At 50.6% G+C, this 23,474-nt stretch carries 20 protein-coding genes; 13 read left to right on the top strand and 7 right to left on the bottom strand.

Annotated elements, in window-relative coordinates; all coding sequences use genetic code 11:
* Window positions 1-91: 91 nt before the first annotated feature.
* From phoB to BZG25_RS07685, 3 genes are read left to right on the top strand one after another with little or no spacing between them, the layout of a single operon-like run.
* Entirely contained in the window at window positions 92-781 is a 690-nt protein-coding gene (gene phoB, locus BZG25_RS07695) for a phosphate regulon transcriptional regulator PhoB (protein WP_046075035.1), read from the top strand.
* A gap of 38 nt (window positions 782-819) precedes the next feature.
* A complete protein-coding gene (gene phoR / locus BZG25_RS07690) occupies window positions 820-2,115 on the top strand; it encodes a phosphate regulon sensor histidine kinase PhoR (RefSeq protein ID WP_077579567.1) in 1,296 nt (431 codons plus the stop codon).
* Window positions 2,109-3,083 carry a PstS family phosphate ABC transporter substrate-binding protein gene (locus BZG25_RS07685; RefSeq protein WP_077638770.1) on the top strand — a complete coding sequence of 325 codons (975 nt, stop codon included), beginning with the start codon at window positions 2,109-2,111 and terminating at the stop codon, window positions 3,081-3,083. The genes phoR and BZG25_RS07685 overlap by 7 nt, the downstream gene beginning before the upstream one ends.
* A gap of 66 nt (window positions 3,084-3,149) precedes the next feature.
* Here the strand turns inward: BZG25_RS07685 and ppx are convergent, their stop codons facing one another.
* From ppx to BZG25_RS07670, 3 genes are read right to left on the bottom strand one after another with little or no spacing between them, the layout of a single operon-like run.
* Window positions 3,150-4,661 carry an exopolyphosphatase gene (ppx, locus tag BZG25_RS07680; RefSeq protein ID WP_077638769.1) on the bottom strand — a complete coding sequence of 504 codons (1,512 nt, stop codon included), beginning with the start codon at window positions 4,659-4,661 and terminating at the stop codon, window positions 3,150-3,152.
* Window positions 4,636-6,750 carry a polyphosphate kinase 1 gene (ppk1, locus tag BZG25_RS07675; RefSeq protein ID WP_077579570.1) on the bottom strand — a complete coding sequence of 705 codons (2,115 nt, stop codon included), beginning with the start codon at window positions 6,748-6,750 and terminating at the stop codon, window positions 4,636-4,638. Before ppk1 ends, ppx begins: the two co-directional genes overlap by 26 nt.
* Before the next feature lie 21 nt (window positions 6,751-6,771).
* On the bottom strand, window positions 6,772-7,281 hold the full coding sequence (locus BZG25_RS07670; protein WP_077579571.1) for a glycine cleavage system protein R: 510 nt from the start codon (window positions 7,279-7,281) through the stop codon (window positions 6,772-6,774).
* 301 nt (window positions 7,282-7,582) lie between these two features.
* On the opposite strand from BZG25_RS07670, the gene BZG25_RS07665 reads away from it, so the two are divergent.
* The 4 genes from BZG25_RS07665 to phoU are packed head-to-tail and all read left to right on the top strand — an operon-like array spanning window position 7,583 to window position 13,030.
* On the top strand, window positions 7,583-9,811 hold the full coding sequence (locus BZG25_RS07665; protein ID WP_077579572.1) for an ABC transporter permease subunit: 2,229 nt from the start codon (window positions 7,583-7,585) through the stop codon (window positions 9,809-9,811).
* A 17-nt stretch (window positions 9,812-9,828) separates the two neighbouring features.
* Window positions 9,829-11,475: a phosphate ABC transporter permease PstA gene (pstA, locus tag BZG25_RS07660; RefSeq protein WP_077638768.1), complete on the top strand. Its 1,647-nt coding sequence runs from the start codon at window positions 9,829-9,831 to the stop codon at window positions 11,473-11,475.
* 18 nt (window positions 11,476-11,493) lie between these two features.
* Window positions 11,494-12,312 carry a phosphate ABC transporter ATP-binding protein PstB gene (gene pstB / locus BZG25_RS07655; RefSeq protein ID WP_046075028.1) on the top strand — a complete coding sequence of 273 codons (819 nt, stop codon included), beginning with the start codon at window positions 11,494-11,496 and terminating at the stop codon, window positions 12,310-12,312.
* A 10-nt stretch (window positions 12,313-12,322) separates the two neighbouring features.
* Complete coding sequence (gene phoU, locus BZG25_RS07650; RefSeq protein ID WP_046075027.1) at window positions 12,323-13,030, top strand: phosphate signaling complex protein PhoU; 708 nt, start codon at window positions 12,323-12,325, stop codon at window positions 13,028-13,030.
* 3 nt (window positions 13,031-13,033) lie between these two features.
* On the opposite strand, the gene ppk2 is transcribed toward phoU, so the two are convergent.
* The 3 genes from ppk2 to BZG25_RS07635 form a co-directional block, all read right to left on the bottom strand.
* Complete coding sequence (gene ppk2 / locus BZG25_RS07645) at window positions 13,034-13,846, bottom strand: polyphosphate kinase 2 (RefSeq protein ID WP_046075026.1); 813 nt, start codon at window positions 13,844-13,846, stop codon at window positions 13,034-13,036.
* 150 nt (window positions 13,847-13,996) lie between these two features.
* The gene (locus BZG25_RS07640) at window positions 13,997-14,737 is read right to left on the bottom strand and encodes a copper homeostasis protein CutC (protein WP_077638767.1); all 741 of its coding nucleotides are present in this window, start codon (window positions 14,735-14,737) and stop codon (window positions 13,997-13,999) included.
* 201 nt (window positions 14,738-14,938) lie between these two features.
* On the bottom strand, window positions 14,939-15,541 hold the full coding sequence (locus BZG25_RS07635) for a peroxiredoxin C (RefSeq protein WP_046075024.1): 603 nt from the start codon (window positions 15,539-15,541) through the stop codon (window positions 14,939-14,941).
* Window positions 15,542-15,684: 143 nt separating this feature from the next.
* Here BZG25_RS07635 and BZG25_RS07630 point away from each other — a divergent pair, with 143 nt between their 5' ends.
* The 3 genes from BZG25_RS07630 to aceA all read left to right on the top strand — a co-directional run bounded on the left by BZG25_RS07630 (window position 15,685) and on the right by aceA (window position 20,095).
* Complete coding sequence (locus BZG25_RS07630; RefSeq protein WP_046075023.1) at window positions 15,685-16,599, top strand: hydrogen peroxide-inducible genes activator; 915 nt, start codon at window positions 15,685-15,687, stop codon at window positions 16,597-16,599.
* 505 nt (window positions 16,600-17,104) lie between these two features.
* Window positions 17,105-18,712 carry a malate synthase A gene (aceB, locus tag BZG25_RS07625; RefSeq protein ID WP_046075021.1) on the top strand — a complete coding sequence of 536 codons (1,608 nt, stop codon included), beginning with the start codon at window positions 17,105-17,107 and terminating at the stop codon, window positions 18,710-18,712.
* A gap of 78 nt (window positions 18,713-18,790) precedes the next feature.
* Window positions 18,791-20,095 (top strand): isocitrate lyase, encoded by a 1,305-nt coding sequence (aceA, locus tag BZG25_RS07620; protein ID WP_046075020.1) that lies wholly within the window; start codon window positions 18,791-18,793, stop codon window positions 20,093-20,095.
* Between the two features lie 57 nt (window positions 20,096-20,152).
* Here the strand turns inward: aceA and BZG25_RS07615 are convergent, their stop codons facing one another.
* Window positions 20,153-20,593 carry a CBS domain-containing protein gene (locus BZG25_RS07615; protein WP_046075019.1) on the bottom strand — a complete coding sequence of 147 codons (441 nt, stop codon included), beginning with the start codon at window positions 20,591-20,593 and terminating at the stop codon, window positions 20,153-20,155.
* 215 nt (window positions 20,594-20,808) lie between these two features.
* Between BZG25_RS07615 and queA the strand changes: the two genes are divergently transcribed.
* The 3 genes from queA to yajC all read left to right on the top strand — a co-directional run bounded on the left by queA (window position 20,809) and on the right by yajC (window position 23,461).
* On the top strand, window positions 20,809-21,861 hold the full coding sequence (queA, locus tag BZG25_RS07610; RefSeq protein WP_077638766.1) for a tRNA preQ1(34) S-adenosylmethionine ribosyltransferase-isomerase QueA: 1,053 nt from the start codon (window positions 20,809-20,811) through the stop codon (window positions 21,859-21,861).
* Between the two features lie 112 nt (window positions 21,862-21,973).
* Window positions 21,974-23,095: a tRNA guanosine(34) transglycosylase Tgt gene (gene tgt, locus BZG25_RS07605; protein ID WP_077579559.1), complete on the top strand. Its 1,122-nt coding sequence runs from the start codon at window positions 21,974-21,976 to the stop codon at window positions 23,093-23,095.
* 36 nt (window positions 23,096-23,131) lie between these two features.
* Window positions 23,132-23,461: a preprotein translocase subunit YajC gene (yajC, locus tag BZG25_RS07600; protein WP_046075016.1), complete on the top strand. Its 330-nt coding sequence runs from the start codon at window positions 23,132-23,134 to the stop codon at window positions 23,459-23,461.
* Window positions 23,462-23,474: the final 13 nt, after the last annotated feature.

Genomic DNA, 23,474 nt, shown 5'->3' with positions numbered 1-23,474 from the left:
ACAAGGGGAAAATAGCTCGCGCTGGGTCACAAAAATGTCATAATAAATCCACATAATGGCGCCAGTTCAATGATAACACTAGGTAATTATCATGGTTAGACGGATTCTCGTTGTTGAAGACGAAGCCCCCATTCGCGAGATGCTTTGTTTTGTACTTGAACAAAAAGGTTATCAAACGGTTGAGGCAGAAGACTACGACTCGGCACTGGCGCAAATATGCGAGCCTTACCCAGAAATGATCCTGATGGATTGGATGTTACCTGGCGGATCGGGGCTCAATCTTATTAAGCACTTAAAGCGGGAAGAGTTAACCCGACAAATCCCCGTGGTAATGCTGACCGCAAGGGGCGAAGAAGAAGACAAAGTGCGAGGCTTAGAAGTAGGGGCCGATGACTACATCACCAAACCTTTCTCGCCGAAAGAGCTGGTGGCGCGATTAAAAGCGGTGATGCGCCGCGTGTCGCCGACAACCTTGGATGATGTCATTGAAGTACAAGGGTTGAAGCTTGACCCTGTCTCGCATCGAGTGACCGCCAATGATAATCCGCTAGACATGGGGCCGACCGAGTTTAAGCTGCTGCACTTTTTCATGACCCATCAAGAGCGAGTATATAGCCGCGAGCAGCTACTCAATAACGTGTGGGGCACCAATGTCTATGTTGAAGATAGAACGGTGGATGTGCATATTCGTCGCTTGCGCAAAGTGCTGGAAGCCGGTGGACACGCTAAACTGGTACAAACCGTGCGCGGCGCTGGATATCGTTTCTCAACACGTAGTTAAATCCCGCCTACATCAGGTGTAGGCTGCATGGAGACGCAATGGTCGAACGACTGTCTTGGAAGAAGCTAGCCTGGGAGCTGGCTTTTTTTTATTTACCTTGGTTTATCATAGGTTGGCTGTTTGGTGGCCTACCTTGGCTATTGCTTGGCGCCACCGTTGCCATGCTGCTTTGGCACCTGCATCAGCAGGTCAAGCTGTCGGATTGGCTTTGGAAAGACAAAAGCCTGATGCCACCCTCAGGCACCGGCTCCTGGGAGCCTTTGTTTAATGGGATTTATCGCTTACAAAAGCGTAATCGTCGTCGCCGTAAGGAGCTGGCGAATCTGATTCGTCGCTTTCGCAACGGGGCAGAGTCTTTACCGGATGCGGTGGTGGTTTTTGAGCGTGACGGTGCCATTGTTTGGTGTAACAAATTAGCTCAAGAACTGCTCGGCTTGCGTATGCCTGATGATAATGGCCAGCATATCAGTAATCTTATCCGCGCCCCTGAATTCGTCAGTTATATTGCTGATGCCAATTACGATGTGCCGCTCGAGATGCGCTCTCACCTCAATAGCGCGCGCACACTTGAGTTCCGGACCATGCCCTATGCGGAAGGCGAATATTTGATGGTGGTGCGTGATATCACTCAGTTAAAGCAACTGGAAGGGATGCGCCGCAACTTTTTCGCCAATGTTTCACACGAGCTACGCACGCCGATGACGGTTTTGCGTGGCTACTTAGAAATGACTGAAGATCCGGAGATGGTTGTTGGTCCCATGTGGCCGAAAGCACATGGGGTGATGACCGAGCAATTGTCTCGGATGGAGTCACTGGTAGAACAGCTTTTGACCCTGTCTAAAATTGAAGCAGCGGCCAAGCCTGAGCTGGATCATCATGTGGATGTGCCAGCCATGCTTGATGTGCTACAAAAAGAAGCCCAAGCCTTAAGTGGTGATAGTGAGCATGTACTTACGTTTGAAGTTGATACCAGCCTTAAAGTGAAAGGCAATGACGATCAATTACGCAGTGCGATTTCCAACCTGGTTTATAACGCAGTAAAGCACACCCCGCCCAAAGCTGGGATCACTGTGCGTTGGTATCGCGCAAGCAAAGGCCCACGCTTGGAAGTACAGGACAGTGGTGAGGGGATCGCGCCGCAACATTTGGATCGGTTAACCGAGCGTTTTTATCGGGTGGATAAAGCCCGCTCCCGTGAAACGGGTGGCAGTGGCTTAGGGTTGGCGATCGTAAAACATGCGTTAAGTCATCACGATGCGGAATTAGATATTCAAAGTGAACTCGGGGTGGGGAGCACGTTCTCCTTTACCTTACCGGAGCGGTTAGCATGTTAAAGCGGTTTATTGCCACAGCCAGCCTGCTAGTGAGCATGGCGGGCTTTAGTCATGCCGACACGCTGCCTGATTATCAACGTAGCAGCGGTATATCCGGTAACTTGAGCTCTGTCGGCTCAGACACCCTAGCCAATATGATGGCCGCTTGGACTGACGGGTTCAAACGGCTACATCCAGGGGTGAATATACAGCTACAAACGCCAGGCTCTGCCTCCGCCGCCCCCGCGCTGGTGGAAGGGACCGCACAACTTGGCCCCATGAGTCGTCCGATGCGGGTCAGTGAAGAAAATGCGTTTCAAGCACGTTTTGGCTATCCTCCTACCGCGGTACCCGTTGCGGTGGATGCGATGGCCGTCTATGTCCACCAAGACAACCCTTTACGCACCATCAGTTTTCAACAGTTGGATGCGGTATTTTCTCGCACCCTCTGGTGTGGGGCGAGTAAACCGGTGACAACCTGGGGGCAATTGGGCTTATCAGGCCGTTGGGCCAACCGAGATTTGCAATTATTCGGCCGTAACTCGGTATCCGGTACCTATGGTTATTTTAAGCAAGCTGCGTTGTGTCGTGGGGATTTTCGAGCCGATGTGAATGAGCAGCCCGGCTCGGCGTCTGTTGTGCAGTCGGTGGCCTCTTCGCTGAATGCGATCGGGTATGCAGGGATCGGCCATCAAGCGTCAGGGGCGCGCATGCTGGCGATTTCACACCAAGGAAAAGAGGCGATAAAGCCCACCCCTTCAGCGATTCGAACGGGTGAGTACCCCCTTACCCGTTATTTATATTTGTATATCAATAAAGCACCCAATCAGCCGCTGGCGCCACTTGAATCGGCATTTATGCGTTATATTTTGTCGGCGCAAGGGCAGAAGGCGGTGAGTCAGCAAGGCTATATTCCCTTGCCGGCTCAAGCGGTGCGCGCGCAAAGACAGGCATTAGGGCTGGATGCGTCGCTAAAAGACTCGCGTTAAGGGTTTAGACGTTTAGGGACTCAGCGTTGCGGAAGCGACGGCCTCCACTGGACGCTTGTCGTGCTCTCAGTCGCTAAAGGTCAGCCCCCAGTTTACTGACTGCCAGTATGCCTGCTCTGCTTCCAAGTCCGCCGCGAGCAAACGGTTCTCTTGCAGCCACCCGGTAGGGAAGGTGAGTTGCCATGCCCCTTTTTTGTCGATACTGAGAGCAATCTCTGGCAAGGCCTCGTCGTTACGTTGTGAGTGCAACACACAGGCTAACCGTAGTGCGCAAATCAGCGTCTCGATGAGCTTAGGTTTAAACAAGGTAAACTTAGGCATTTCATTGAGTTTTAGCGCCTTACGATGGAAGCGCGCGAGGGTGGCTAGCACGGTTTGCTGCTCTTGGTTAAACCCAGGCAAATTGGTGTTGCGCAGAATATACGCAGAATGCTTGTGGTAGCCAGGATAACCAATGCTTAACCCCACTTCGTGCAGCAGCGCAGCCCAATTCAAAAGCCCGGCGAGCTCTGCTTTCTTACTACCCTTATCCGGCTCGGCTTGCGCATAAAAATACGCTGCTGTGTGTTGCACGCGACGGGCGTGACTCAGGTCGATGTTGTAGCGTGCTGCCATATCATCCGTCGTACGACCACGGATATCGGTACGTTGAAAGCGGTCTTCCATTTCATAGAGCAACCCTTCACGTAACGCACCATCAGAGAAGCGCATCGATTCGATGGCAAGCGCATCAAAGATCCCAGAAAGAATTGCCACGCCTGCGACGAAAACCGGTTGGCGGTCGACCGACAAGCCCGGTAAATCGATACTGTCACTGGTTTTAAACTTCAGCAACTTTTCGATCAGGTTATCTAACCGCTTACGGGTGATAATGCCGTCTTCATCACCCAGGCCGATAATCACTTCACGAATCGCTTTGATGGTGCCTGACGCGCCGAGCGCCACTTGCCAGCCAGCCTGACGGTATTGAGAAGCCAAGCTTTCTAGCTTTTGTTGGGTAGCCAGCTGTGCGGCGGCAAATTGCTTAGGCGTAATGTTGCCTTTGGGGAAAAAACGCTCGTTATAACTGACGCAGCCAACCCGTTTACTATTAACCAGTGCGGGCTCAAAGTTATCCCCGATCACTAATTCTGTACTGCCGCCTCCAATATCAATCACTAACTTCCGGCCAACGTTTTGCTGCGTGTGGGAGACGCCCATATAAATAAGACGCGCCTCTTCCTCCCCGGAAATAATTTCAATCGGGTAGGGCAAAACCTGTCTTGCCCGCTTGATGAAGGTGTCGACATTGCGGGCCTGGCGCAAGGTGTGGGTGGCGGCGATACGGACATTCTCCATATCTAAGCCGTTCAGCCGTTCAGCGAACATGGCTAAGCACTCGACACCACGGCTGATCGCCTCATCACTGAGGCGATGTTGATCATCCAACCCTGCAGCCAGTCGCACACGTTGTTTATGGCGACTCACTATCTGTAACCCTTCGCCAACGACGCGCGCGACGACCATATGAAAACTGTTAGAGCCGAGATCAACCGCTGCGATTTCGCGCGGCTTATCCTTTGACTGGGGGTGTGTCATGTTGCAACTTTTCCGCGTTTTTGAGTTCTTGGCGCTCTGCGTGCTTAAGGTAATCATAGATCTCGGTCTGAGAGCGGATCTTTTTCTTGTTACCCCGTTTGACGTAGGCGTTGGACATGGCTTTATCGATAACGCGGGCCTTCGCGCGATCGGAAAATTGAATCTCCAAGATGGCCATGATGCGATCTTTCAGTCTGGGATCGCGAATGGGAGCCCCAACTTCAATCCGGTTATCGATGTTGCGAGTCATCCAATCGGCAGACGAAATATACATATCACGTTCACCGCCGTTTTCAAAGGCAAACACGCGGGGATGCTCTAAGAAGCGATCAACAATGCTGATTGCTTTGATATTCTGACTTACCCCTTTAATCCCAGGCACTAGCGAGCACATGCCGCGTACGATGATGCGAATTTTCACCCCTTCATTACTGGCTTTGTACAGCAGGTTCACTAAGCCTTTGTCGACCAGGTTGTTGACCTTGAGCGTAATACCTGCCTTACGTTTGGCCTGCGCATGCTCAATTTCACGTTCAATCAGTTTATACATACGACGCCGCGAGTTACGTGGCGAGACAATTAAGTGATTGAACTTTACAGGACGATACGGGTTTTCAATAAACTCAAATACTTTGCGGATTTCTGACGTCAATGGCTGATCCGCTGTAAACAGCGCGAAGTCGGTATAAATTCGCGCCGTTTTTTCATGAAAGTTACCTGTGCCGATATGGCCATAATCGCGTAGCACGCCGTCTTCACGACGAGAAATTAAACACAGTTTCGAGTGAATTTTGAGCCCGGGGGTGCCAAACACGACTTTTACGCCAGCATCCGTGAGAACCCGTGACCATTCGATGTTGGCTTCTTCATCAAAACGTGCTTGCAGCTCGACCACGACGGTCACGCGTTTTCCGTTGTTGGCAGCATCAATCATCGAGTTGATAATGCGAGAGTTTTTCGCTACACGATAGACGTTAATCCGAATACTACGCACTTTAGGATCAAACGACGCCTGACGCACCAGTTCAGTCATATGGCGGAACGTATGATAGGGATAATAAAGTAGAATATCGCGTTCGCGAATAGCATCGAAGGCATTGTTTTGTAGTTGAAAATCAGCCGATTCGAACGGTGGCAAAGGCGGGTTTTCCAGGTATTTACGTCCAACGTTCGGAAAGCCGATAAAATCACGAAAGTTGTGATAGCGAGCACCCGGTAAGACACTGTCGTAGTCGGAGATTTTTAATACCTGAATCAATTTGCTCACCATTTCCGGTGGCATATCGCGTTGATAAACAAACCGAACCGGTAGGGCGGTTAAACGCTGATCCAAGCTCTCTGACATGTTTTCAAGCAGGCTGTGCTCCACTTCATTGGTCAGATCGTATTCCGCATCGCGGGTCATCTTCATCGCGTACGCTTCGACAGTATCGTAGTCGAAAAAACCACTAAAAATTTGGTCTAAACACAAACGGATAATGTTATCGAGTAAAATGATGGTTTTTCGCTGCCGTTTTCCTTTTGGCTCAGGGACTTTAACAAAGCGTTCTAATTCATCAGTTGGGATCTCTATCAGCGCATACTTGGGCTCTTCCCCTTCTTTTTTCAGCTGTACGGCGAGGTAAGAGTAGGCATCTTTCAAAAAGCTTAAAACATCGACGTCCTTGTTAAGCATAATTGGCGTGATGTAAGGCAAAATATTGCTTCTAAAATAACGTTTTAGCCACTGCGCTTGATGATCAGAGAGTTGACGTTCGTTAACTAAAAAAATATGGCGGCGTGCCATTTCGAGCAAAATATCGTTGTAAAGATGATCAAAATCTTGATTCAGTTTGACGACTTTCGCTTGAATCTTGCTCAATAGCTCTTTGGCATGACTTTCCACTCCGCGTTCTTCATCGATAATGATGCGCCGTTTCACGTCGGCAAACCGTACTTGATAAAACTCGTCAAGGTTGGATGAAAAAATGCCTAAAAACCGAACTCGCTCAATAATAGGCACACTTTTGTCCGCGGCCTCTTGCAGGACACGTTCATTAAAAGAAAGCCAGCTAAGTTCTTTGTCGACATGATAAGAGTCTAAAGTCATAACGCGTAAGAAAATCCTGTTCTACTGAATAAAATTGCTGTCAAAATCGACAATCAAGTCGTCTGACAGCGTTTCAAGGGCTTCATGCAATACGTTAATGTCCGCTGCCGGCGGAACCGTTAAATAAAAATCTGCGGTGAAAATTTGCCCGCCCGTATTGGCGGCGCTTTGTGTTTGCGTGTTGAGTTTGTTGATGGTGACGCCATGAGCGGCGAGCAGCTGGCTGAGCGCTTGCACAATGCCGCGCCTGTCGTTGCCTGTTACCGACAACGTATGGGTAATCGGAGACGGTGAGGCGGGCGTCGCATCGGTGATGAGCAACTGTAAACCATCGAGCGCGCGTAACGCATGGACCAGCGCATCAGCGTACGTGTCTGACACTGAAATGTGAATGATGCCGGCAAACTGCCCTGCTAGCTGACTGAGTCGGCTGGCTTGCCAGCTGCCGTGATGATTGAAAACCGTGTGTGATATTTGATCAACGAGGCCAGCGCGATCTGGGCCCACTAATGTGATAACAAAGTGCTTCATGCGTGATCCTTACGGCGATTCTTTAGACAATTATTGAGGCCAGTCAAGGTGTTGTCTATGCTGCTGGAGGCTAAACTCACGAAAGTGTGCCCAATATCAACTTGAGCAAGCCTAAAGCCCGTTTGTTGCATATTTATTGCGTGGCGATAGCGTGACTAGGCGTTGATGACCACTCACGATACACTGGACGACAGTGATGCGATGCCGTGTTTGTGAAAGGCGGCGTCGTGCGTCTCGCTGTCACAAAATTGTCATTGTAATGACATACAATACAGGGCTTGCTTAATAAAAAGAGGCACGAATGACCCACTCTTCACCATCATTAACGGACACCAGACCGGCGCGGCGTTTTAAAGATAAACTGACTCGCCAAACGGTACGTCTTGGTGGCGTGATGGTATTAGTGACCCTGCTGCTTCTTTTCTTCTACTTACTCACGGTGGTGGTACCGCTTTTTCACCAAGCGAGTGTGAGCTTGAGTGAGCGTTTTACCTTAGCCACTCCCGGCGTGCCTCAATACATTGGTGCCGATACGCGCAATCAACTGGTGTATGGCTTGGATGATCGAGGTGTGTTAACGGTTGCCAAACGCCCGCAACGGTCTGAGACTCCCACAGCCAGCGCCGTGCTCCGCGCGCAAACGGTATTACAGCAGCCGCTATCCAGCATGGATAAGCCTGCGATAAGCCGCGTCGAAGCATCTACGCCATTTTTAGCGGTGGAAAAGACGCCTGGGCGCGTAGCTGCTTGGCAATTACGCTTTCGTACACAATACCAAGCTGACGCCTCAGTGGTCCCTCAATTGTCCACTATGCCGGCCTTTGGTCGTGAGTTGATCGTGGACACGAGCGCGCAGCCGCTTAACCAGCTGACTGTTGCGGTGCCGGATAGTTTACACGGTCAAACCATCCCGCCCGTGCTGGCTGCCGTCACTCAGGATAACCGTTTGGTGGTTTTTCGTGGTACGCAGAAAAGCATGGTGCCCCTTTCGCAAGCCGTTGACCATATCGCGTTATCAGGAGACGGGCAGCGCTTGTTTGTGCATCAACAAAATCGTTTAGCGATTTGGCGCGTAAACGGGAACGATTTAGCGTTGCGCGAAACGGTTAATCTCGACAATGTGGTCGCCAGCCCAGTCACGAAAATGTCGATGCTAGCCGGGGGACGCTCTTTGCTCCTTCAGCACCAAGATGGCACCGTCACACAATGGTTCGATGTGGTGAAAAATGGTGAGCCATCGTTAACTGAAGTGCGCGCGTTTTCACCGGGGGAGGGCGTGGCACGTCTCGCACCTGAGCGTCACCGTAAAAGTCTGGCGACGGTAGATGAAACGGGACGACTTAGCCTAGTGCATGCCACCAGTGAGAAACAGCGCCATTTCGATGCTCAGTTTACCGCGCTGCCCGACGCTTTGGCGTTTACGCCTCGTGCAAATGGGCTGATTGCTGTGGTCGACAATCAATGGCAATGGTTGACCGTCGACAACCCTCACCCAGAAGTGAGTATTCACTCGCTATGGCAGAAAGTGTGGTATGAAGGGTACTCGTCTCCGCAGTATGTGTGGCAATCGACCTCTGCGGATGACAGCTTTGAAGCCAAGCTCAGTGTGGTGCCCGTGATTTTTGGTACCTTAAAGGTCGCTTTGGTTTCTTTAATTTTTGCGGTGCCGATGGCGATTGGCGCAGCCATATACACTGCTTATTTTATGTCATCCGGGCTCCGGCGTTGGGTGAAGCCGACGGTGGAAACGATTGAAGCGTTGCCCACCGTCATTATCGGCTTTTTGGCCGGTTTGTGGCTGGCACCCTGGGTTGAGTCGCACATTGCTAGCGTCTTTTTGTTGCTCCTGCTCATCCCTATTATGTTACTTGGGCTAAGCGGCGTGTGGCGCATGATCCCAAGATATGTGCGACGCCGCTTACCTGATAACGCGCAGATAGTGGTCATTATTCCGGCATTATTGATGGTGGGCGTAGTAGCCTCTTACCTTGGACCATGGGTAGAGCAGGTCTGGTTAGGGGGCGATGCGCGCCAGTTTATGACGCATGAACTGGGTATCGGCTATGATCAGCGCAATGCGCTGGTGGTGGGTATCGCCATGGGATTTGCGGTAGTCCCAACCATTTTCTCTATTGCCGAAGATGCGATTTTTTCTGTGCCCCCTCACCTTAAAAACGGCGCCTTGGCCTTAGGGGCGACACACTGGCAAACCTTGATTCGGGTGGTGTTGCTTACCGCAAGCCCTGGTATTTTTTCTGCCGTAATGATGGGCCTTGGGCGCGCGGTCGGTGAAACAATGATCGTACTGATGGCAACCGGTAACACGCCTATCATGGATTGGAATTTGCTCGAAGGGCTACGTACCTTATCGGCCAATATTGCGGTGGAAATGCCGGAGTCTGAAGTCGGTAGTTCCCATTATCGAGTGCTGTTTTTAACCGCTTTTATTCTTTTTGTCTTCACGTTTGTCTTTAACACATTGGCAGAGCTGATCCGTCAGCGTTTGCGTGACAAATACAGCAACCTTTAACCGAGATGAGAATGCGCATGCGTCCATGGATAAAATCTGGCACTCCTTGGGTTTGGATGACGGCCGGAATGGTCAGCGTCAGTCTGATTGCGATTCTTGGGGTGCTGTTATTGCTCGGCTATCGAGGCTTAGGCTATTTCTGGCCGACACCGGTCACCAGCTTTGAAGTGAAGAGTGAGCAGGGAGTAGAAACCGTGGTCGGGCAAATATACCGAACCGATCAGGTTGATGCGACGCAGCTCAAAGATGCAGGTGTTGTATTGCCAGCCTATCGCCAGCCCAGCTACCAACGTTTGGTGGTAAAAACCGGTAACCGTGAGCAAGAAGGGATCGATTTTCGTCAATTGCTGGCGTTTCAGATAAAAAGTCAGCACACACCCGTTGAAATGGCGATGATCGAGCGAAATGAAAATGGCATGTTCTACGGCATGCCTCAAGCATACGTCGACGCCGGCGGCCACCAACATGCATTAGTGCTGTCTGAACTTTATCAACGCCTGGAAGATTTAGCGGCGCGTCGAGAGGTGATCAATGACATCGAGCAAGTACACCTAGCGAGCGTTAACTATCAGCTGGAGCAGCTGCGGCTGGAGGAAAAGTCCCTCTCATTAGATAGCCAGCTAAACACGGCAGAAAAAAAACGAATTGATAAGCGTCGTTCACAGCTGCTATCGCAATACCAGCAGTTAGAGAAAAAGCTCAAACAGCTGCGAGAAAAACAACAAACGGGTGCGCTTGTTGTTGAAGATAGCCACGGTGACGCCGTGGCGTTGCCTCTGCAAAATGTGATTAATGTTTGGTATCCCAACGCCATGAGTGCCGTTGATAAGCTTAAATTTTGGGGCTACCAGGTTGCGACCTTTTTATCCGAATCTCCACGAGACAGTAATGCGGCGGGGGGCGTTTTTCCGGCGATTTTTGGCACCGTTTTCTTGGTGCTATTGATGTCAGTGATTGTCACCCCGTTAGGGGTGCTCGCCGCGGTATATCTTCACGAATACGCGCCGAAAACGGCATTCACGCGTATTATTCGCATTGCCGTGGTTAACCTCGCCGGGGTACCGTCAATTGTGTACGGTGTGTTCGGGTTGGGCTTTTTTGTCTATTTTATCGGTGGCACCATTGACGATGTATTTTATCAAGCGGCGCAGCCGGCACCGGTTTTTGGGACACCAGGTATTCTCTGGTCGGCGTTAACCTTGGCGATCCTCACCTTACCTGTGGTGATTGTGTCTACAGAAGAAGGGTTGGCTCGGATCCCCACCAGTGTTCGCCATGGTGCGTTTGCCCTTGGGGCGACACAATCAGAAATGCTCTGGCGGGTGGTCCTGCCGATGGCCAGTCCTGCGATGATGACCGGGTTGATTTTAGCGGTTGCGCGCGCAGCCGGAGAAGTGGCGCCCTTAATGTTGGTGGGGGTGGTTAAGGTCGCCCCCTCTTTGCCAGTGGATGGTAATTTCCCGTTTTTACACTTAGAGCGGAAGTTCATGCATCTGGGCTACCATATTTATGATGTCGGCTTTCAAAGCGCGCACATCGAAACGGCGCGTCCTTTGGTATACGCCACGTCGTTTTTGCTTGTGTCTGTGATCGTGGCGCTCAATTTGTCCGCGATTGGTATTCGTCATTACTTGCGTGAAAAGTATCGCGCATTGGAATTATAACGATAAGGATCCCGCTCGATGTTTTCGATAACGCCACCCATAGGTGTCACGCCTAGCTTAGACTTGGGGAATTTGCCTGACGAGCAAACCGCGTTAGCTATTCGGGATCTCAACCTTTACTACGGGTCGACCCAAGCGCTGTTTGATATCAGTATGCGTATTCCCAAAGGGAAGGTCACTGCGTTTATCGGACCGTCTGGGTGTGGTAAATCGACATTGCTACGTTGTATTAATCGGATGAATGACTTGGTGGATGGTTGCCGTGTTCGAGGCGGGATCACCCTACACGGACAAAATATCTATCACCGCGACGTGGATGTGCCAGCATTACGCCGTCAAGTGGGGATGGTGTTTCAGCGTCCTAACCCTTTCCCCAAATCTGTCTATGAAAATGTTATCTTTGGACTGCGTTTACAAGGGATCAATGATCCTAGAACACTCGATGATGCCGTCGAGCGTTCATTGCGTGGCGCGGCATTATGGGATGAGGTGAAAGATCGCCTTAATGACAATGCGTTTGGGTTGTCCAGTGGGCAACAGCAACGGCTGGTGATCGCGCGGGCGATCGCGATTGAACCTGAAGTGTTGCTGCTTGATGAGCCATCGTCAGCGTTGGATCCCATCTCAACCTTGACCATTGAAGAGCTGATTAATGATTTAAAGAATCAATACACAGTGGTGATTGTTACCCATAATATGCAACAAGCGGCGCGGGTCTCGGATCAAACGGCGTTTATTAACATGGGACGCTTGGTGGAATACGCGGATACCGATACCTTGTTTACCACCCCACAAAACAAACAAACCGAAGACTACATCACCGGGCGCTACGGATAAGGAGCAGGCCTTGGATAACCACAATATTAGCCGTCATATTTCTGGTCAGTTTAACGCAGAGCTTGAAGCCATTCGCACCCACGTGCTGGCAATGGGCGGCTTGGTTGAGCGTCAGCTAACCGATGCGCTGCGCGCCATGCACAATCAAGATGTGGAGCTTGCGCGCCATGTTATTCGTGAAGATCACAAAGTGAATGGCATGGAAGTGGCGATTGATGAGGCATGTACACGCATCATTGCTAAACGTCAGCCCACCGCGAGCGATCTGCGACTGGTGATGGCTATCATTAAGACCATCACTGATCTTGAGCGCATTGGTGATGTTGCTGACAGTATCGCTAAAATGGCTCTCGACAACTCGAGCTATTCTCAGCAGCCGTTTTTGGTATCACTCGAAGCGTTAGGTCAGCGCGCCGCTAAAATGCTGCACGATGTGTTAGACGCCTTTGCGCGCATGGATATTGATGCGGCAATGAAAGTCTATCGTAAAGATGACTCGTTGGACCGTGAATACGAGGGGATTTTGCGACAGCTGATGACCTACATGATGGAAGATCCACGCTCGATTCCCAATGTGCTGAAAGTGATGTGGTCGGCCCGAGCCATTGAGCGAGTGGGCGATCGCTGTCAGAACATTTGTGAATACATCATCTATTTTGTCAAAGGCAAAGACGTTCGCCACATTCAAAAAGAGGAGCTGGAAAAGCTCCTCAAATAATCGCTACTCGTCGTCTATCCAGTCACTGACGGCGTCTGGGACAAAGCTCTGGTCATGCAAAGGCATACGCACGTAACCTTCCTTATTGATTTCTGGGAGGGTGACTGCGGGGTAGTCAATTTCTTGGTAAGGGATTTGTGAGAGTAAGTGAGCGATGCAATTGAGCCGAGCGTGCTTTTTGTTATCGGCTTCCACCACCCACCAAGGGCTTTCTTTGGTGTCGGTGTAGGCAAACATGCGGTCTTTGGCTTCACTGTATTGCACCCAACGACTACGAGACTCGAGATCCATGGGGCTGAATTTCCAACGCTTTATTGGGGTGTTAATCCGCTCCGCGAAGCGCTTTTCTTGCTCCTCGTCCGATACCGAAAACCAGTATTTAATTAAGATGATCCCAGAACGGATCAACATTCGCTCAAGCTCGGGGCACGTACGAAGGAACTCTTCATATTCTTCATCGCTGCAAAAGCCCATGACTCGCTCGACGCCGGCGCGGTTATACCAACTACGGTCGAACAAGACAATTTCACCACCGGCGGGTAGGTGCTCAATATAACGCTGAAAATACCACTGTGTGCGTTCACGCTCTGTGGGCTTATCTAGCGCGACGACTCGACAAACACGCGGATTGAGCTTTTCGGTGATCCGTTTAATCACGCCGCCTTTACCGGCGGCATCGCGCCCTTCAAAAATGACCACTACTTTCAACTGCTCTTGCTTGACCCATTCTTGAAGTTTGACCAACTCAGTCTGTAATTCGGTTAGCTTTTTCTCGTAGTGTTTTTTGCTGATCTTGTGTGCTTTTTTATCCGACAAGGCCGCTCTCCTTTTACCACAGCGATGGGATCACGGTAGAAAACTCACTTTTCGGATGCAATGGATTCAAGTAGCGAAAGCGTATATCACCTCAAAAGACTAGAGTGGGTCACATTGCCATGTTGTCTGATCACGGCATTACACAGAGGTTTAAAACGATTGAGCAATGGCTTTGACGAGACGAATGCGTTCCGGATCGGTGATCGGATAACTGCCATCGTCCCCATCGCCCATCGATGCGCAGGCGTTTGATTGCATGACGCTTACTTGCTCGGTGCGTGCCGACAAGTGGATTTCACGTGCGCCGGTGGTCGTTAAAATCGCTTGTGCATTGTCGGGGGTCACGCCTGCGCCTGGCATGATGGCCAATGAGGTATGGCGTGTGGCGTCCACCCATTGTTTGAGTGCCTCTTTTCCCTGCCAAGCATTCGTCGCTTGCCCGGAGGTGAGAATGCGTTCAATCGTCGGGCGGGCAAGGATTGCTTCGAGCGCCGCGTGAGGGTCTTGGCAGTGATCAAATGCGCGGTGGAAAGTCACTCCCATTCCCTTTGCTTGGGCAAGCATGGCATCAATAGCCGGCAAGTCGAGTTGACCACTTGGCGTGAGTGCGCCGATCACCACACCTGCACACCCAGCTTGGTGGGCGTTGGCGATATCTTGCAGCATCACTTCAATCTCTTCACTGGCATAGACGAAGTCGCCTTCTCGCGGTCGGATAATCGCATAAATAGGGATCCGCGCTTTCTGAGCGGCTTGTTGCATATAGCCATCACTTGGGGTTAAACCACCGAGGCGCAGTGCGCTGCACAGTTCCACTCGATCCGCACCAGCGTGCTCAGCAAGCGATAACGAACGAATACTATCAATACAAACTTCAACCAAGACAGACATATCACCCCTTTGACGAAACGAACCGTATCAAGATAGTCCACGCTATTGTGACAGGGTGAGAGGTAATTACCTAGTGTTAGATTGGAAATGGCTTGATAAGAGAAGAGCCTGAGTAAGGCGAGGTGGGATAGATAAAAAAGGGCCCGGTTTGCCGGGCCTCATTATTGTCTCACATTGTCCAGTGCAGGGCACTTGACCTTATTACAGGTCGTCAGTGTGCTCAGACAGATATGCAGCTACACCTTCAGGTGACTCAGCCATACCCGCTTTACCTTCTTCCCACTGTGCAGGGCAAACTTCACCGTTTTTCTGGTGGAAGTTCAGTGCGTCAACCATGCGTAGCATTTCGTCGATGTTACGGCCTAGTGGTAGGTCGTTAACAACTTGGTGACGAACCACACCTTCCTCGTCGATAAGGAAAGAACCACGGAACGCAACGCCAGCTTCTGGGTGCTCAACGTCGTATGCTTTACAGATTTCGTGCTTAACGTCAGCAACCAGTGGATACTTCACAGCGCCGATGCCGCCGTCTTCGACAGCCGTTTTACGCCACGCGTTGTGTGAGAACTGAGAGTCGATAGACACACCGATAACCTCAACGCCTTTAGCTTGGAAGTCGCTCAGGCGCTTATCGAATGCGATCAGCTCTGATGGGCACACGAAAGTGAAGTCGAGTGGGTAGAAAAAGACAACCGCTTTTTTGCCTTTGGTGAACTCTTTCAGGTTGAAGTTATCAACGATTTCGCCATTACCTAGTACGGCAGCGGCAGTAAAATCTGGTGCTTGACGACCTACGAGTACCATATCTCAGCTCCTAGTTTAAATGTTTGCCTGATAATCAGGTTCCTATATAAGCGAGACAAACTATAGCTAACTTGTTAGATTGAAAAAAGTGGAATTAATAGATTGTAATAATCGAAAAATACGATTGTTTAAAATATGACTGTATGAACAAATATCCGTCTTTAAAGCAGCTACACTATCTGGTTACCCTCTCCGAAACGCGGCATTTTGGCGAAGCGGCGAAATTGTGTTTTGTGAGCCAGTCGACCTTGAGCGCTGGGATCCAAAACCTCGAGGATCTGATTGGTGCTCAGCTCATTGAGCGTGACAATAAAACCTTGGTACTCACTGGGATGGGCGAAGAGGTGGTGCGCCGTAGCCGAGAAATCCTAGCGCGCAGTCAGGATTTGATGGAGCTAACGCAAGTTAAATCAGATCCTATGCACGGCAAAGTACGGCTGGGCTGCATCCCTACCATCGCGCCATTCTTATTGTGTGATGTGGTGCAGCAAGTCAACCGACATTACCCCAACTTAGATTTGTTGTTGCGTGAGGACACCACGGCGAACTTACTCACCGCGCTCAAACACGGCGAAATGGATATCCTTATCCTCGCGCTGCCAATGGATATTGGCACCATGACCCGTCGCGTGGTGGGGCGTGATCCGTTTAAAATGGTGATGAGCCAAAAGCAAGCTGCGCAGCTTGAGTTACCCATCGATTATGACGCGCTGCCCGATGAATCTGTTTTCTTGCTTGAGCGAGAACACTGCCTCACTGACCATGCTGTTTCTGCCTGTCAGATGACGGCCTCACAGAAGATTAACCCATTTATGGCAACCAGCTTACACACCTTGGTGCAAATGGTCGCAAACGGCAATGGTGTGACCTTTATACCGCAAATGGCGATTGATCATGGCTTAATTGATAACCTCGACGTGCATTTAGAAACGCCGCCGGGAGAAGCGGCCTACCGTGATATAGGAGTGGTCTGGCGACCCTCTTCGAGTCGGATTAATACGTTTAACCAGCTCGCTGATCTGGTCGCAGGACTACTTTCCCCAACAGCTAGGGAGTAAAAAGCCTAAAATAAGTTATTTACACTGATATTTTTGCCTTTTTGCAGCATGATTGTTTGTTTAAGGGCGTTGAAAATGACACCAAAGCCGTTGGATTATTATCACGAAAAAAGCAGCACCCCAGGGTGCTGCTTTTTGTTTTTACATATAAGTCATTGAAGTTAAAGTATTTTTTTATTTTTTCGCCACAGGGTAAAGCGCTTGTTGTGTAATTTAATTACGTAACTGATTACAAAGTGGTGACAAAATTATGATCCCCGTAGCAGTGTTATATCATTCTGATAATGGTCATAAAAAAGCGCATTCGAGCTTATACTCTAAACTGTTTAAGTGTTTGTTTTTAATTTATTTTAATAATTTACCATTCCGTTTTTGTTTTGTTCTTGGTTGATTTTTGCGCGAATGTAAGCCAACGTAATAACACAAGTGCTGCACGAGAGCCCAAGCGCGTGTAGTAAATAATAGTGTTGTGATTGGATTACAAATGATAAGCCAGGGAGGCGATATGACGGAAGCGTGCTCAACCTTACGCGAATCGTTGGTGATTAACGAGACAGTCACCGCAGAGCAGGCAGAAATCTTAACCGATGATGCATTGTGCTTTTTAGCCAGTCTCGCTGAGCGTTATGCGGCGCGCGTACCCACACTGTTAGCGGCGCGTGAGGCGCGTCAACAACGCATTGATGCGGGAGAGCTGCCCGACTTTCTTCCGGAGACGCAATCGATCCGCCAAGCGGATTGGACCATCCGTGGCATTCCCGAGGATTTACAAGATCGGCGGCTAGAAATTACCGGACCGGTAGACCGGAAGATGGTGATCAACGCACTCAACGCCAACGTGAAAGTTTTCATGGCGGACTTTGAAGACTCCTTTGCGCCAGCGTGGCCACAAGTGGTTGACGGGCAGCGTAATTTGCGCGATGCCGTGAATGGCACCATCAGTTATCAGCACCCTGATACAGGCAAACGCTATCAGCTAAATGAGGACCCAGCACGCCTTATTTGCCGTGTGCGTGGCTTGCACCTGACCGAAAAACACGTGACGTGGCAGGGTAAACCAATTCCAGGGGCCCTGTTCGACTTCGCTCTTTACTTTTTCCATAACTACCGTCGTTTACTCGAGACGGGATCGGGGCCTTATTTCTACCTGCCTAAACTTCAAGCATATCAAGAAGCCGCGTGGTGGAGTGAGGTGTTTTCCTTTGCCGAAGACGAGTTTGGGCTAAGCCGTGGCACCATCAAAGCGACCGTGCTGATTGAAACCTTGCCCGCCGTGTTCGAAATGGATGAGATTTTGTATCACCTTCGTGATCACATCGTCGCCCTTAACTGTGGTCGCTGGGATTATATCTTTAGCTATATCAAAACATTGCGTAATCATCCGGACCGCGTGTTGCCGGACCGCCAAGTGGTGACCATGGATAAGCCTTTCCTTAACGCTTACTCGCGTTTACTGGTCAAAACGTGCCATAAGCGTGGCGCGTTGGCGATGGGTGGCATGGCAGCCTTTATTCCCAGTAAAGACCCGGCTGAAAACCAGCAGGTGCTAGAGAAAATTGAAAAGGATAAAACCTTAGAAGCCAATAATGGCCACGATGGCACCTGGATTGCGCATCCAGGGCTGGCTGACACGGCTCGCGCGATTTTCGACCGTGCACTTGGCGATAAGCCGAATCAACTTACGGTGACCCGCGAGCAAGATGCTGAGATTACTGCTGCAGAGCTGCTGGCGCCTTGCGATGGCGAACGCACAGAGGCGGGAATGCGACATAACATTCGCGTGGCGGTGCAGTACATTGAAGCGTGGATTTCAGGTAACGGATGTGTGCCTATTTATGGCTTGATGGAGGACGCGGCCACGGCTGAAATCTCACGTGCGTCGATTTGGCAATGGATTAAGCATCAAAAACCACTGAGCAACGGCAAGGTGGTGACCAAGGCGTTGTTCTCTCAGTATCTTGCCGAGGAAATGGCGGTGCTTGAAAAAGAGCTAGGCGCAGAGCGCTTTGCGCAAGGACGGTACCGGCAAGCGGCAACCTTGATGGAAACGCTGACTACCAGTGATGAGCTGGTTAACTTTTTAACCTTACCGGGTTATGAGTATTTGCCGTAATGGGCATGGAAGCACAATAACAAACATGGAATGACAGTAAGGGGCTGGTACAGCCCTGCTAACAAAGAGGAATGGAACATGACTTTGACTCGCCAACAACAAATCGCTGAACTGGAAAAGGATTGGGCGGAAAACCCGCGCTGGAAACAGGTTAAGCGCCCCTACACGGCTGAAGAAGTCGTCAATATGCGTGGCTCGTTTGTGCCGGAGAATACCGTCGCTAAGCGGGGAGCTGCCAAACTATGGGATTTGGTCAATGGCAGTGCCAAAAAAGGCTACGTCAACTGCTTGGGCGCATTGACAGGCGGTCAAGCGGTGCAGCAAGCCAAAGCGGGTATTGAAGCGATTTATCTGTCTGGTTGGCAGGTGGCGGCTGACAACAACACAGCCTCGAGTATGTATCCAGACCAGTCGTTGTATCCGGTTGATTCCGTTCCCGCTGTCGTTAAGCGCATTAATAATGCGTTTCGCCGAGCGGACCAAATTCAGTGGTCGAAAGGGGGCTCACCGGAAGAGGGCACCGACTATTTCTTACCGATTGTAGCGGATGCCGAAGCCGGCTTTGGTGGTGTGCTTAACGCCTACGAGCTGATGCGTAACATGATTGAAGCTGGCGCTGCCGGTGTTCACTTTGAAGATCAGCTCGCCTCAGTGAAAAAATGTGGCCACATGGGCGGAAAAGTGTTGGTGCCAACCCAAGAGGCGGTACAAAAATTGGTCGCGGCGCGCTTAGCTGCCGATGTGGCGGGCACCGATACGCTGGTCATTGCGCGTACTGATGCCAACGCGGCCGATCTATTGACCTCTGATTGCGACCCATACGACAAGGACTTCATCGTAGGTGAGCGCACAGCCGAAGGGTTTTATCGCGTGCGTCCTGGGATTGAGCAAGCCATTTCTCGAGGCCTAGCTTATGCGCCGTATGCCGATTTGATTTGGTGCGAGACCGCGAAACCGGACTTGGAAGAAGCACGACAGTTTGCTGAAGCCATTCATGCTCAGTATCCAGACCAGCTTTTGGCTTATAACTGCTCACCGTCTTTCAACTGGGAGAAAAACCTGGACGCCGAGACGATAGCGCGTTTCCAACAAGAACTGTCTGATATGGGCTATAAGTACCAGTTCATTACCTTAGCGGGTATTCATAACATGTGGTACAACATGTTCGACTTGGCGCATGCTTATGCGCAAGGTGAGGGCATGCGTCACTACGTTGAAAAGGTTCAGCGTCCAGAGTTCGCTGCCGCTGAGCGTGGCTATACCTTTGTCGCGCACCAGCAAGAAGTGGGTACTGGGTATTTTGATCAGATGACCAATATTATCCAAGGTGGGCAATCATCGGTCACGGCATTAACGGGCTCGACGGAAGAAGATCAATTCTAATCGCGCGATACCGGTTATCAACCTGATAAAAAGGGAGTCTCACACTCCCTTTTTTATTTATTCTCCCTCTTCAACCGGCTCACTTTCTTCTTGGATCTCCAGCAATGTTGACGCGATGGCGACAAAATCACTGTCGGTGATGATCCCAACCAAACGTTGGTGCTTCACCACCGGTAAGCAGCCTATTTTACGCTCGAGCATGGTTAGCGCTGCAGCCCGTAGTGACGCCCCGGGGTCGACTGTGACCAGTTGCCGCTCGATAAAGTGTGATAGGGGAGTATGGATCTGGTGATCTCCATTGGTCGTTTTGCCTAGTGAAGAGGCTTGTGCTGACAGCACATCTCTTTGTGTGACCAGTCCTAACAAACGCTCATCATCGTCAACGATGGGGAGATGGCGAAAGCGCTCGGCGCGCATTAAACGGTGCGCGTCATCCAGGGTATGGTCAGGGCTAAGCGTGTGTGGATGCCGGGTCATCATATCATCAACAATAAACATGGCACCTCCTTGTCATCAGTACACAGGGATACTTTTACTGTAGTGCAGTTGTACCGGGTTAGGCGTGATATGCATCAAGATAACTACGCGCATCGAGGCAAATGTTGTGTTCATTGGCGCCTGTGTAAACGATGCCTGAATCAAGCATCCAGCTTGCTTGATCTTCACGGTGGGCTACCTATACTAGCGGCCTGCTTTTTATCTAGGCAAATGTCATGCAATTATCCGATTTTCACTTTGAACTCCCCGATGAGTTAATTGCGCGCTATCCGCAACCGGATCGCAGTGCAAGTCGCTTATTGTCACTCGATGGCACAAGCGGTGAGGTGGTACATCGTCAGTTTAAGGATATCCTCGATCTGGTTGAGCCAGGGGATTTGATGGTGTTCAACAACACGCGTGTGATCCCCGCGCGCGTGTACGGCCGCAAAGCGTCGGGGGGTAAAATAGAGGTGCTGGTGGAGCGTGTGCTCGACGAACGTCGTTTCCTCGCCCATGTGCGCGCCTCTAAAGCACCTAAACCCGGCGCCGAATTATTCCTCGGCGATGAAGGACAGGTCCCAGCAAAGATGGTGGCACGCCATGATGCTCTGTTCGAAATCCAGCTACACGACGATAAAGGCGTGGTAGATACGCTTAACGACATCGGCCATATGCCGTTGCCGCCATACATCGACCGCCCAGATGAAGAGAGCGATAAAGAACGCTATCAAACCGTGTATAACCAAAAGCCTGGGGCCGTCGCTGCGCCAACGGCGGGGTTACACTTTGACGATGCCATTATGGCAGCGCTTAAAGAAAAAGGCGTCAATATTGCTTTTGTCACCTTGCACGTGGGAGCCGGAACGTTCCAACCGGTTCGGGTCGACAACATTGAAGAGCACACCATGCACGCTGAGTATGCTGAAGTGCCGCAAGAGGTGGTTGATGCGGTCAATCAAACGCGAGCACAAGGCAAGCGGGTGATTGCGGTGGGAACCACCTCGGTGCGTTCACTGGAAAGTGCGGCACAGGCGGCCAAGCAAAAAGGTGAGCCACTGTCCCCGTTTTTTAATGACACCCAGATTTTTATCTATCCGGGGTATGAATGGCAGCTAGTGGATGTATTGGTGACCAATTTTCACTTGCCGGAATCCACCTTGATCATGTTGGTAAGCGCGTTTGCCGGTTACCAGCATACCATGGCCGCTTATCGTGCGGCGGTTGAAGAACGCTATCGCTTTTTCAGCTATGGCGATGCCATGTTTATTACCCGTCAGCACCACTGACGACATGATGAGAACACGGGCTCTTATGTCCGTGTGCGCTATGCTTGCGGCAGGGTAAACCTGTTAGCATAAGACACACGCCAGACTGTTTCTCTGGCACTGAGGAGGATTCGTGGAATACGAACTGAAAAAAACCGACGGACGCGCTCGCCGTGGCCGCTTAATCTTTGAACGCGGCACTGTGGAAACGCCGGCTTTTATGCCGGTGGGTACCTATGGCACCGTCAAAGGGATGACGCCTGAAGAAGTGAAAGGGACTGGGGCGGAGATCCTATTAGGGAACACTTTTCATCTATGGCTACGCCCAGGTCAGGAAATTATGCGACTGCACGGGGATTTGCATGACTTTATGCAGTGGCATGGCCCTATTTTGACCGACTCTGGCGGTTTCCAAGTGTTCAGTTTGGGCGATATCCGTAAAATCACCGAAGAAGGGGTGCACTTTCGCAACCCAGTGAACGGCGATCGCATCTTTATGGACGCGGAAAAATCGATGGAGATCCAATATGACTTGGGATCAGACATCGTGATGATTTTTGATGAGTGTACGCCCTATCCTGCCACGCATGACGAAGCGAAAAAGTCGATGGAGATGTCACTACGCTGGGCAAAACGTAGCCGCAATCACTTTGACAAATTAGGTAACAAAAATGCCTTGTTTGGTATTGTACAAGGCGGCGTGTACGAGGACTTGCGAGATGTCTCTGTAGAAGGTCTTACCGAGATCGGTTTTGATGGGTATGCCGTTGGCGGCCTAGCGGTCGGGGAGCCGAAAGAAGACATGCACCGGATCTTGGAGCACACTTGTCCACAGCTGCCAGAGGATAAACCGCGCTATCTGATGGGCGTGGGGAAACCTGAAGATTTGGTCGAAGGGGTTCGCCGTGGTGTCGACATGTTTGATTGTGTGATGCCGACACGAAACGCACGTAATGGCCACTTGTTTATTACTGGCGGTGTGATCAAGATCCGCAATGCGAAACATAAAAGTGATACCTCGCCTCTGGATCCCGAGTGTGACTGTTACACTTGCCGCCACTACAGCCGTGCTTACCTCTACCATTTAGACCGCTGTAATGAGATCCTAGGCGCGCGACTCAACACCATCCACAACTTACGCTACTATCAGCGCGTGATGGAAGGTTTGCGTAACGCGATTGACGAAGGTAGATTAGATGCCTTTGTAGCGGATTTCTACGCGCGTCGTGGCAAGGAAGTGCCGCCGCTCGATTAATTTCGAATTCAACAACTAGAACGAGGACGTGATTGAATGTTTATCTCACAAGCTCACGCAGCCGCTGAAGCCGCACCACAAGGTGGCGGAATGCAGCTTTTTATCATGCTTGGTCTCTTTGCGGTGATTTTTTACTTTATGATCTACCGCCCGCAATCTAAGCGTGTCAAAGAGCACAAAAACCTTATGGCATCTATGAGCAAAGGGGACGAAGTGCTAACCGGAGGTGGTTTAGTGGGTAAGATCACTCAAATCGCTGAAGACAATGACTTTATTGTGATTGCACTCAACGATAATAACGAAGTGACCATCAAAAAAGACTTCGTGACGGCAGTACTGCCTAAAGGTACTATCCAGTCTCTCTAATTCTCGCAACCAT

Source organism: Salinivibrio sp. ML198 (genome assembly GCF_001996015.1).
In the GTDB taxonomy this organism is placed as follows: Bacteria; Pseudomonadota; Gammaproteobacteria; order Enterobacterales; family Vibrionaceae; genus Salinivibrio; species Salinivibrio siamensis.
This window is presented reverse-complemented; position numbering and strand designations above follow the sequence as displayed.

What these genes read in the sequence shown, in the direction of transcription:
- BZG25_RS07665 (WP_077579572.1), top strand. Translation starts at nt 7,583, where the DNA reads ATGACCCACTCTTCACCATCATTAACGGACACCAGACCGGCGCGGCGT.
- ppx (WP_077638769.1), bottom strand. Translation starts at nt 4,661, where the DNA reads ATGACACACCCCCAGTCAAAGGATAAGCCGCGCGAAATCGCAGCGGTT.
- pstA (WP_077638768.1), top strand. Translation starts at nt 9,829, where the DNA reads ATGCGTCCATGGATAAAATCTGGCACTCCTTGGGTTTGGATGACGGCC.
- pstB (WP_046075028.1), top strand. Translation starts at nt 11,494, where the DNA reads ATGTTTTCGATAACGCCACCCATAGGTGTCACGCCTAGCTTAGACTTG.
- phoR (WP_077579567.1), top strand. Translation starts at nt 820, where the DNA reads ATGGTCGAACGACTGTCTTGGAAGAAGCTAGCCTGGGAGCTGGCTTTT.
- aceA (WP_046075020.1), top strand. Translation starts at nt 18,791, where the DNA reads ATGACTTTGACTCGCCAACAACAAATCGCTGAACTGGAAAAGGATTGG.
- BZG25_RS07630 (WP_046075023.1), top strand. Translation starts at nt 15,685, where the DNA reads ATGAACAAATATCCGTCTTTAAAGCAGCTACACTATCTGGTTACCCTC.
- phoB (WP_046075035.1), top strand. Translation starts at nt 92, where the DNA reads ATGGTTAGACGGATTCTCGTTGTTGAAGACGAAGCCCCCATTCGCGAG.
- ppk1 (WP_077579570.1), bottom strand. Translation starts at nt 6,750, where the DNA reads ATGACTTTAGACTCTTATCATGTCGACAAAGAACTTAGCTGGCTTTCT.
- yajC (WP_046075016.1), top strand. Translation starts at nt 23,132, where the DNA reads ATGTTTATCTCACAAGCTCACGCAGCCGCTGAAGCCGCACCACAAGGT.
- aceB (WP_046075021.1), top strand. Translation starts at nt 17,105, where the DNA reads ATGACGGAAGCGTGCTCAACCTTACGCGAATCGTTGGTGATTAACGAG.
- BZG25_RS07685 (WP_077638770.1), top strand. Translation starts at nt 2,109, where the DNA reads ATGTTAAAGCGGTTTATTGCCACAGCCAGCCTGCTAGTGAGCATGGCG.
- BZG25_RS07640 (WP_077638767.1), bottom strand. Translation starts at nt 14,737, where the DNA reads ATGTCTGTCTTGGTTGAAGTTTGTATTGATAGTATTCGTTCGTTATCG.
- BZG25_RS07635 (WP_046075024.1), bottom strand. Translation starts at nt 15,541, where the DNA reads ATGGTACTCGTAGGTCGTCAAGCACCAGATTTTACTGCCGCTGCCGTA.
- BZG25_RS07670 (WP_077579571.1), bottom strand. Translation starts at nt 7,281, where the DNA reads ATGAAGCACTTTGTTATCACATTAGTGGGCCCAGATCGCGCTGGCCTC.
- queA (WP_077638766.1), top strand. Translation starts at nt 20,809, where the DNA reads ATGCAATTATCCGATTTTCACTTTGAACTCCCCGATGAGTTAATTGCG.
- BZG25_RS07615 (WP_046075019.1), bottom strand. Translation starts at nt 20,593, where the DNA reads ATGTTTATTGTTGATGATATGATGACCCGGCATCCACACACGCTTAGC.